The sequence below is a fragment of the Chryseobacterium sp. RU33C genome (assembly GCF_900156015.1).
GTDB lineage: Bacteria > Bacteroidota > Bacteroidia > Flavobacteriales > Weeksellaceae > Chryseobacterium > Chryseobacterium candidae.
On the sequence record NZ_FTMT01000035.1, the window covers coordinates 23,280 to 32,286 of the forward strand.

Here is a 9,007-nt window from a genome sequence, read left to right on the forward strand (position 1 = left end):
AATTTTTAAAATGAGAAAAACTCTATTATCATTATTTTTGATATCAGGCTTCTGTCTTTCCAATGCCCAAAGATGGGAATCTGCTTCCCAGAAAACATCTGACATCAGAAGAGAGGTTACAATCAAATTTGCTTATAAAACTGATATCAATACATTAATACAGTTATTAAAAAATGCTGAAGAAACAGGGGCTAATGCACAAGCTGTTACAATCCAGCTGCCCACTGCTGAGGGAACCATAGAAAAGTTTGCTGTATACAGCAATCCTGTCATGGAAAAATCTCTGGCAGAAAAATATGGATTAGGATCTTATGTAGGGATTGGAATTGACGATCCGTCCAAATATGTCAGGTTCAGTACATCACCTACAGAAATGCAGTCTATGATTATCAAGGATGGTGTTTTTCAGTTTATAGAACCTATCACAACGGATAAAAAAACCTATGGAGTGTTCTATAAAACCAAGAGGACAGATTCTGAACATGGTTTTAGCTGCAACATGGAAGGCAAAAAAGAACTGGATATCAAATCTTTAAAGAATTCAGGAAAAAACAAACTTGCCGGAATCAATATTACCGGAAGACCAGCTGCATCAATGTACAGAACTTATAGGCTGGCTTTGTCTGCAACCGGCGAGTATACAACACTTTTTGGAGGTGTTGCGGGCGCACTTGCCCAGATGAATAATACTATGACCCGTGTAAATGGTGTTTTTGAAAAAGAATTTGCAATTCATCTTACGATACAGAATTTCCCCAATATCATCTATGCCAATCCGGCCAATGATCCTTATACGGATGATTTAAACGGCGAGCTGCAACAAACTTTAAGCGCTCAGGTAGGTGATGCCAATTATGATATAGGACATGTCTTTAATGCAGCCGGAGGGGATGGAAATGCAGGATGTATAGGTTGTATCTGTACTGATCCTACGGCTGCAGAGCCATTGGGTAAAGGTTCCGGGTATACTCAAAACCAGAATCCTGTGGGAGATACATTTGATATTGATTATGTAGCTCACGAGATGGGACATCAGCTTGGAGGCAACCATACATTTTCTACAGTTACAGAAGGTTCGGATGTCAATGTAGAACCTGGAGGAGGTACAACCATTATGGGGTATGCGGGAATTACTGCCAATAATGTTCAGATGAACAGTGATGCGTATTTTCATTATTCATCAATCAATCAAATCCTTACCAACCTTGAAAGTAAAGTTGGATGTGGTGTAGCTGAAAATATTGCCAATAATGCTCCTGCCATTACTCCGCTTATTTCTTATCATATTCCTAAAGGAACAGCATATTACCTGGATGCCAATGCAGTTGACGCCAACGGAGATCAGTTTACCTATAACTGGGAACAGTATGACAGCGTGGGCTCAACCAGTTCAATCTCCGGAGATAGCGGATGGGGCTTCAATCCTGAAGGTTCTCTTACCCGTTCTTTCCCTGCAGTGGCTACCGGAAGAAGATATTTCCCAAGTCTTCCTATTGTGATGAGCGGTAAATTGACCAACAAAAACACCTGGGAAACAGTTTCATACATCCCCAGAGTCTTACATTATGCTGTATCTGTTCGTGATAATAATCCGAACAGGCCTTTAACTATTTCTGCTGAAAATACAGTAACTGTAGGAAATGACGGACCTTTCAAATTCAAAGGATTAAGCGAAGCTACTATCTTATATAATAACGCTTCCAATACTATTTCCTGGGATGTTGCCAATACAAACCTGGCTCCCTATAATGTTGCCAATGTAAAGATTGAATATACAACTGATCTGAATAATGGATCAGCATGGACAGAACTGGCATCCTCAACACCTAATGACGGCAGCTTTGACATACAGATGCCTGCTGCATTACAGGGAAACATTAAACTGAGAATTTCAGCTGTCGGAAATATATTTTATGCTGTCTCACCTTCAATTACCGTAGGAAGTGCTCCTGCTTCATTAAATAATCCTCCAACGGGGCTTGCTGCTTTTGAAAATGATATATTAAAAACTTCAGCCACCGTTTCATGGAATCATATACCGGGAGCAACCTATTCTGTGAATTACAGAAAAATGGGAACAGCAAACTGGTCTAATGCTGTAAGCCCAATTAATTCTGTATTGCTGAATAATCTTGAGGATGAAACTTCTTATGAAGTTCGTATTGCGTCCGTGATTAATAATGTTGCGGGAGAATTTTCACCGGTTTATAATTTTAAAACGAAAGGATTACGCACAGGATATGATTACTGTCTGATGACTACGGGAGGAAATACGACAAACAGTCCGTATTTCAGCGGAATTTTGAGAGTAACTTTAGCCAATGTGGATTTAGCTGGAAATGGGACAACCGTTCAGCACGCTTATAAAGACTATTCGGAAGACCCTGCGAAACTGATTCAGCTTACTCAGGGTGCGCAATATAATATGAACTATATTGTGTATGCTAACCGTGCAGGAGGAAACTTTCAGGATTGGGTACAGGCATGGATTGATTACAACAGAAACGGAGTATTTGAGGCTTCGGAAAGAATAGGAATTAACGGAGCTGTTCCGGACGCCAATAAAAGACATCAGGGAAGCTTTGCATTTGCAGTTCCGGCCAATGCTTATAATGGTGACAAAACATTAAGAATGAGAGTAGCCAGCGGCTTTTTCAATGCTTCAGCTGATGCGTGTACAAGTCCATCTTTAAATGATAATGGTGATCTTTTCTCAAGAGGTTCGGTATGGGATTTTTCTGTAAAAATCAATGCGGCACTTGGGGTTAAGGAATCCGTTCAGTCATCTTCTGATCTTGAAATCTATCCTAATCCGGCAGATACATTTGTAGAAGTGAAGAATCTGAAAGGCAAAGCCGATTACAAAATCTACAGTGCGGACGGAAGACTTGTTCAGGAAGGGAAACTGGATGGCCAGAGAATCAATGTAGCTTCATTGATTAAAGGAATGTATGTGATCACTGTAAAGGATGACAAGACTACTTACAATACGAAATTAATTAAGAAATAGTAATAATTAGTACCGTGTACCTGTAGGTTAATCGTGATACCTGCAGGTACTTTTTCTCAACATCTTTTAAAATAATACAGCCCAATAAATAACTCATAGTAAATCAAAATATCCAGCAAAGTAAATACATTTTCATTTAAACACCTTTTAATGTTGTACCTGCAGTATAGATTGGGTTTTCTGCAGGTGCTTTTAAAAAAATATACTTGAACAGGGATATAACATTATATTTATAAAACATTTTTTAATCATCGTTTGTGTTTTGTACCTGCATTAGAAGTGGTTTTCTGCAGGTACTTTTATTAAGATAACAATTTAAAAAAATCTATATGATAAAAAAACTACTCTTTCTGATATGTATTGGCTTTTCAGTTTTATCATTTTGTCAATCCGATGAGGTTCTGTTTATCGGAAACAGTGTGACCTATTTTAATGACATGCCTGAAATTTTCAAAAATATAGCCGCTTCAAAGGGGAAAAATCTGTCTGTAACAACCCATACTCCCGGAGGAACCGGATTTGTGAATCATGTGGATGATCCTTCACTGTATCAGAAAATAAGGTCTAAAAATTATAAGTATGTTATCATGCAGCCCGGAACTGGTGAATCTGCAGGTCATTCTTATCCTGTTTCCGTAACAGCCGAACGCGGGCGAAAAATAAGAGATTCTATTCGTAAATACAGTCCTTGTTCTAAAATATTCCTGTATGAAATTCCTTATGGAGTACCCTCTGCCAATGATTACAACACCTATTTTGCTTTTCAGCAGAAAATTAAAGATTCCATTACAAAGATGTCTAATCTGATGCAGGTGGAAATGGTACCTGCGGGAGAATCTGCAAAACATTACTATAATTCTTCCCAGGATCTGGCTCTTCACGGATCTTATAACGATATTCATCCGGGGCCTAAAGGAAGCTATCTTGTGGCGGCTTCTATGTATTCTGCAATTTTTCAGGATCATGTCTTTCCATCCACTTTTTATAACGGACTGCCTCAAAATACCGCTGAAAATTTTCAGAATATTGCAGATCTTGTTTTTTTTAATAATCCGGCGCAATGGAACATTAACACGTTTCATCTTCATTCGGATTTTATAGCTGGAATTAATGGTACGACTGTAAGTTTTACCAATCATTCTGCAAATTATACTTCTGTATCATGGAACTTTGGAGATGGCACCACCGATTCGACATTGAATCCGATTCATCACTATTCCGCTCCGGGAAATTATACGGTATCACTTACTGTCAGCAAAAATTCCTGTGCAGAAACTTTCAGTAAAGCAATTACTATTGGTTCTCTGGGAACTTCGGATATTAATATACAGCCTGAGTTTATATTTTACCCTAATCCTGTGAAAGACTTTGCCTATATCACAAGTAAGGAAAAGATAAAAGAAATAATCATTTACAATAGTGAAGGAAGAAGGGTATCCAACATCTCAGATACAGAAATTGCTGATCATAAAATAAATTTTTCACACTACCAGAAAGGAATGTATATCGTGAATATTATTTTCAAAAACAATCAACAAAAAATCATTAAAATAATTAAATAATATAGTGATGACAAACAGATTAAACAAAATCTTCATTTACTCCTTAATTTTCAATGCATGTATGCTGAATGCCCAGCAAAAAGGCACTTCAGAGATAAAGATAGGATATGGTGTGCTGTCTTCCAACGAAATTGGCAAAGTCTTTTCAGATATTATAACTGCACCATTTTCTTACGCTGAACCGAAAGCAACTGATGAAAAACATTCCGGAGCTCTTTTTATTGGTTACAATTATGCCATTAAAGATAACTGGACTATCGGTACAGACCTTGTGTATGAAAGATATACAGCTTCCGTTAAAGATCAAAACCATATTATTGCCAGCCAGAAGAATGATATTTACACACTGGCCGTAAACAGTACTTATTCTTATATCTCAAAGCCTAAGTTCAGAATGTACTCAGGGGTTGGTTTAGGATATACTTTTTCAAATGAAAAGCTTAGTCCTAATCAGTCAGATGTTCAAAGTATGTATTCAAAAAACAGTTCTTTCAACTTTCAGGTAATGGGAGCAGGTGTAAGAATAGGCGGAAAACTTGCAGGATTCGCAGAATTAGGATTTGGATATAAAGGTATAATTAATTTAGGGATCAGCTATCAGCTTTAATTATTAACCTTGTATTCCTTATTTCAAGTTAAAAACAGCTATTTACAATCATCACAATTTATGCTAAATACCGACAAAATATGTTTCCGTAGGGATTCCGGCTCTTTTATCGTTGAGGTTGTTTAAACTTTTATAATCATTATTTTAATCATAAAAGGCACAAAAGTTTTAAATACTTACCTTTATTCAAAGAGAATACCCCGAGGCAGAGCCTCGGGGTATTCTCTTTGAATAAACAATTTGCATATAAAAGTGTGTCTATTTAGCTGCCGTAGTAATTTTATTAAATGCATAAGGCACTACTCCTATTCCCAGTGTAAGTAAAACACCAACGAGGTCATTCAGATTGGGAAAATTATTTACATCAAAATAGTTCCAGATGGCAAAGGTGGTGAGAACACATGCCAGACCTACAGACACTAACCCGCTTATAAATGCAAGAAAACGGCTTACACTTGTGTTAGGTTTTTCGGTATTGGAATCTGAAGTGCTGTTAAGTGCTGCCACAGCATCCATCATTGCCTGCTGGCTTCCAAACGAAGCGGCTAAAAAAGCTTCTTTTTGCTTTGTTTTTTCTTCTTCTATCTGAACATTAGCATCCTTATCCAAAAGAAGATCCTTTAAAGATACCTTGCTATTTTTCAGTTTAAAAAATACAATACATGTAATTAAAAGAAAGAGCAAAATGGGAGAAAGTGCAATCCACTTTTCGGCATCTGTTATAGGAGTTATCGTAGGTACAGAAGTTGTGGCAGAAGGTTGTTGTGCAAAAAAGCCGACAGATATAAAAAATGTGGTCAATAATAAAATAAAATTCAATGGTTTCATCGGGATTAGTTTAAAGGTTGTTAATGATTTGTTTTGAATTGCATCTGAATATATTCTACAGCCTACAATTTATTTTATAACAAATATTGTAATTATATAACAACCTGTCAATTACCCATTTGGGTAATATCCTATCCCTATTTTAAAATTTATAACCTGAAAAGCGATGTATTTTCAGGTTGTTAAGTTTCCGGTTTGATTTTCTATCATCAATTTCCAAAATTGACAAAATGAGGAACATCTGTTGCAAAACTGTTCAAAGGTAAAAGATTATTTCTGTTACTGTTAAAATCAAAAACAGAATTATTATCAAAAGGAACGCGTGGATAATACATGAAAGAAATCTGAATCCTGTTGAAAACCAGATATGGATTATTAATTAACACACCTATTCCGATTTTTGTATTGACTTTGGTCTTCAGCAATTTATCATCAGGCATTCCCAGCCAGCCCACTGCGGTAGTTAAATAAGGACTGAAATGGAAATTCTTCCAGGTTTTATTGATAAAGAACTGAAGCTGATATCTTAATACTATTTTTTTTGTCCCGATATAATCTGAATTGTAAACAGGAAATTCGTCTGCAGAAGAAAGGTTGATCCTATCCTTATAAGAGTAATTATGCTGTGGATTTCCCAAGGCTAATGTCGGAGAGAAGAAATGTCTTGCTTTGGCAAATTTCCAGTCCGTCAGGTTGGTAAAATAAGTTCCGTCAAAACGGAAAGATTCCCTGTTCCGGCTGTCTTCATTAAAAAACCTTCCAAACTGTGCTTTCACTGTGAAATATCCCAACTTTGTAAAACGACCGTAAGATGCAGAGATCCCCACATACGGATTCACTTCTTTATTTCTTGATAAGCCTCCGGCAATGAGGTTCACAGAATTACCATAAGCTACATCCTCTGGCAAATCATACTGGAAAATATTCTTCTGAACTGAAAAGTTTCTCTGAATAAACCCAACAGACATCAGAAAACTGTTATAAGAACTGAAATATTTGTACTTGTCAATTCCCGGACTGTCTTTGTACTGATAGTTCTGAAATCTTCCTATTATGGCAATATTGCTGGATACCTTCTCACTGGGGTCAGATGAAACCGGAATCTGATACCCACCCCATACATCTTCGCTGTACACTTTAATCTGAACTTCCGGAAAAGTGGTATCTGTTTCTATCGGAAGCAAAACTTTACGCATAAAATATTCGAATGTAAAACCTCCCGCCCATTTCGTTAAAGGTGAGAAAAAGTCTCTTCTGAGGCTGAAATTGATTCTTTCATTTCTCGAAAAATCCCGTTCCCCAAGAATCTGGGCGTTGATATAGGTACCAAAGAGATTATATGTGGTATAGCTTCCTAAAAGATAATCCTGCTTCTCTTTGGAGTCATTTCTGTAAAGAAAGTCTAAGGTGTGTCCCAGTCCCAGTACATTCTCTTCAGTAACTCCCAGGCCAATCTTGCTTCCTGAATAGCTTACTCTTGGCTTCAGACTCCAGGAATCAAGAACCCTTACAACAACATCTATAGAGTCTTTACCGGAAATACTATCAGAAACACTGATATTAACTCTGTTTATAAAAGGCATTGTTCTGAGCAAACGCTCAGATTCGTAAAGTTTTTGGGCGTTGTACTCTTCTCCTTCTTTAAAAAGCAAAAAATTATTAACTGTAGATCTTCTGGTACTGGAATGAAGGTGATCCTTTATCCAGTCATACCATTTGCCTATTTCCTTACTGTCTTTAGAGCCATATCCGAAAGGGTCAATGGTTTCTATCCTGACATTTCTGATAATTCTTTTGTTATAAGTGTTTTGCGAAAGTTTTTCAGTATTGGACTTAACAGAAGTTGAATCCGGTTCTCTACGAAATATAAAGCGGTGAATGAATTTGGTAACTTTTCTTTTATCAGAAAATTCTTCAATTTTATAATAAAGTGAATCTTTCTTCTCCTGTGCATTTAAAAAGAAAAAACCACTTAAAAAGAAAATCAGAGTTACAGTCGTTCTAGTCATTAGCCATCAAAATTCAATTCAGTTTGTTGTATCAATTTATACGCCAATAGGGCTTAAACACCTACCACATTTAGGATTTTTTTCTATATACAACTTACTTTATTGAATATTTTCATACAGAAATAGAAAAACACCTATGTTTTACTGTCAGATAACCGCTAATTTACAATCATTTTTTATTTCACTTTTATTTCCAGAAAAAGATCCATATTCTCAAAACTAACTTAAATCATAAAATAAAAGCAACCGCAACAACCTTTTTTTGCTTATTTTTACTCATTATAAATAAAAATAATACATGAAAAAAATTGTACTTACGGGAATAGCATTTATAGGAGGGTTTCTAACAGCCAATGCGCAGTGTAAAGCCGTAAACACTATTGCAGAAAGTTTTGATACCTGGAAAGATATCAATAAATGCTGGAGTGTTCAATCCGGAAAAGCGATGCTTTATGCCAGTGAAAAAAGAATTATATTTTATTCTATGAACAATCCCAGAGAAAATATGTATCTGGTAACCCCGGAAATTAAAGCCGGAACCTATACACTGTCTCTTGACCTTTCTGATAATGGAGGAGAAACTACCTTAGAACTTTTCTCAATAGATAACCCTTCAGATATAAAAACCTATATTTCGATCACTAAACCTTCCAAAATAACAGGAGAGAAAAAAACATTTACAGTTTCTTTGAAAAAAGATTCACATTTAGGGTTGAAAGTCTTGCTGAATGGCGTTCATCAGGCTGTTTATATGGATAACTTATCTCTACAGGCTAAGAAATAGGTTTAGGATAAAGTCTAATGCTGACCGGCAAAAAAAGAATTTACTATTCTATAATACAAGCCCAAAATAGTTATTATTCAAGAAAACAGTCTAATATATTAAGATGCAAAACTTTGACACTATCCCACAAAGTGTGTAAGTTAAAAAGTCAGGGCTTGGATTTTATAATCTGAGCCTTTCTTCAAAAATAAGCATAAATTGGTTGAG

Annotated in this window: 6 protein-coding genes; 4 read left to right on the forward strand and 2 right to left on the reverse strand. The window is 36.2% G+C overall.

The annotated features are described in order from the left end of the window. The first annotated feature begins 10 nt into the window (after positions 1 to 10). From BW946_RS20240 to BW946_RS20250, 3 genes are all read left to right on the forward strand, one after another. Positions 11 to 3,010 (forward strand): reprolysin-like metallopeptidase, encoded by a 3,000-nt coding sequence (locus tag BW946_RS20240; protein ID WP_076597901.1) that lies wholly within the window; start codon positions 11 to 13, stop codon positions 3,008 to 3,010. Between the two features lie 329 nt (positions 3,011 to 3,339). After that, positions 3,340 to 4,572: a PKD domain-containing protein gene (locus BW946_RS20245; protein WP_083688938.1), complete on the forward strand. Its 1,233-nt coding sequence runs from the start codon at positions 3,340 to 3,342 to the stop codon at positions 4,570 to 4,572. Between the two features lie 7 nt (positions 4,573 to 4,579). After that, positions 4,580 to 5,179, forward strand: a complete 600-nt coding sequence (locus BW946_RS20250) for an outer membrane beta-barrel protein (RefSeq protein ID WP_083688939.1) — start codon at positions 4,580 to 4,582, stop codon at positions 5,177 to 5,179. 258 nt (positions 5,180 to 5,437) lie between these two features. On the opposite strand, the gene BW946_RS20255 is transcribed toward BW946_RS20250, so the two are convergent. Together BW946_RS20255 and BW946_RS20265 are read right to left on the reverse strand one after the other, a co-directional pair. After that, positions 5,438 to 6,007 carry a hypothetical protein gene (locus BW946_RS20255; RefSeq protein WP_139326053.1) on the reverse strand — a complete coding sequence of 190 codons (570 nt, stop codon included), beginning with the start codon at positions 6,005 to 6,007 and terminating at the stop codon, positions 5,438 to 5,440. Between the two features lie 209 nt (positions 6,008 to 6,216). Next, positions 6,217 to 8,016, reverse strand: a complete 1,800-nt coding sequence (locus BW946_RS20265; protein ID WP_076597906.1) for a hypothetical protein — start codon at positions 8,014 to 8,016, stop codon at positions 6,217 to 6,219. Positions 8,017 to 8,314: 298 nt separating this feature from the next. On the opposite strand from BW946_RS20265, the gene BW946_RS20270 reads away from it, so the two are divergent. Next, positions 8,315 to 8,800 (forward strand): hypothetical protein, encoded by a 486-nt coding sequence (locus tag BW946_RS20270; protein ID WP_076597907.1) that lies wholly within the window; start codon positions 8,315 to 8,317, stop codon positions 8,798 to 8,800. The last annotated feature ends 207 nt before the right edge of the window (positions 8,801 to 9,007 follow it).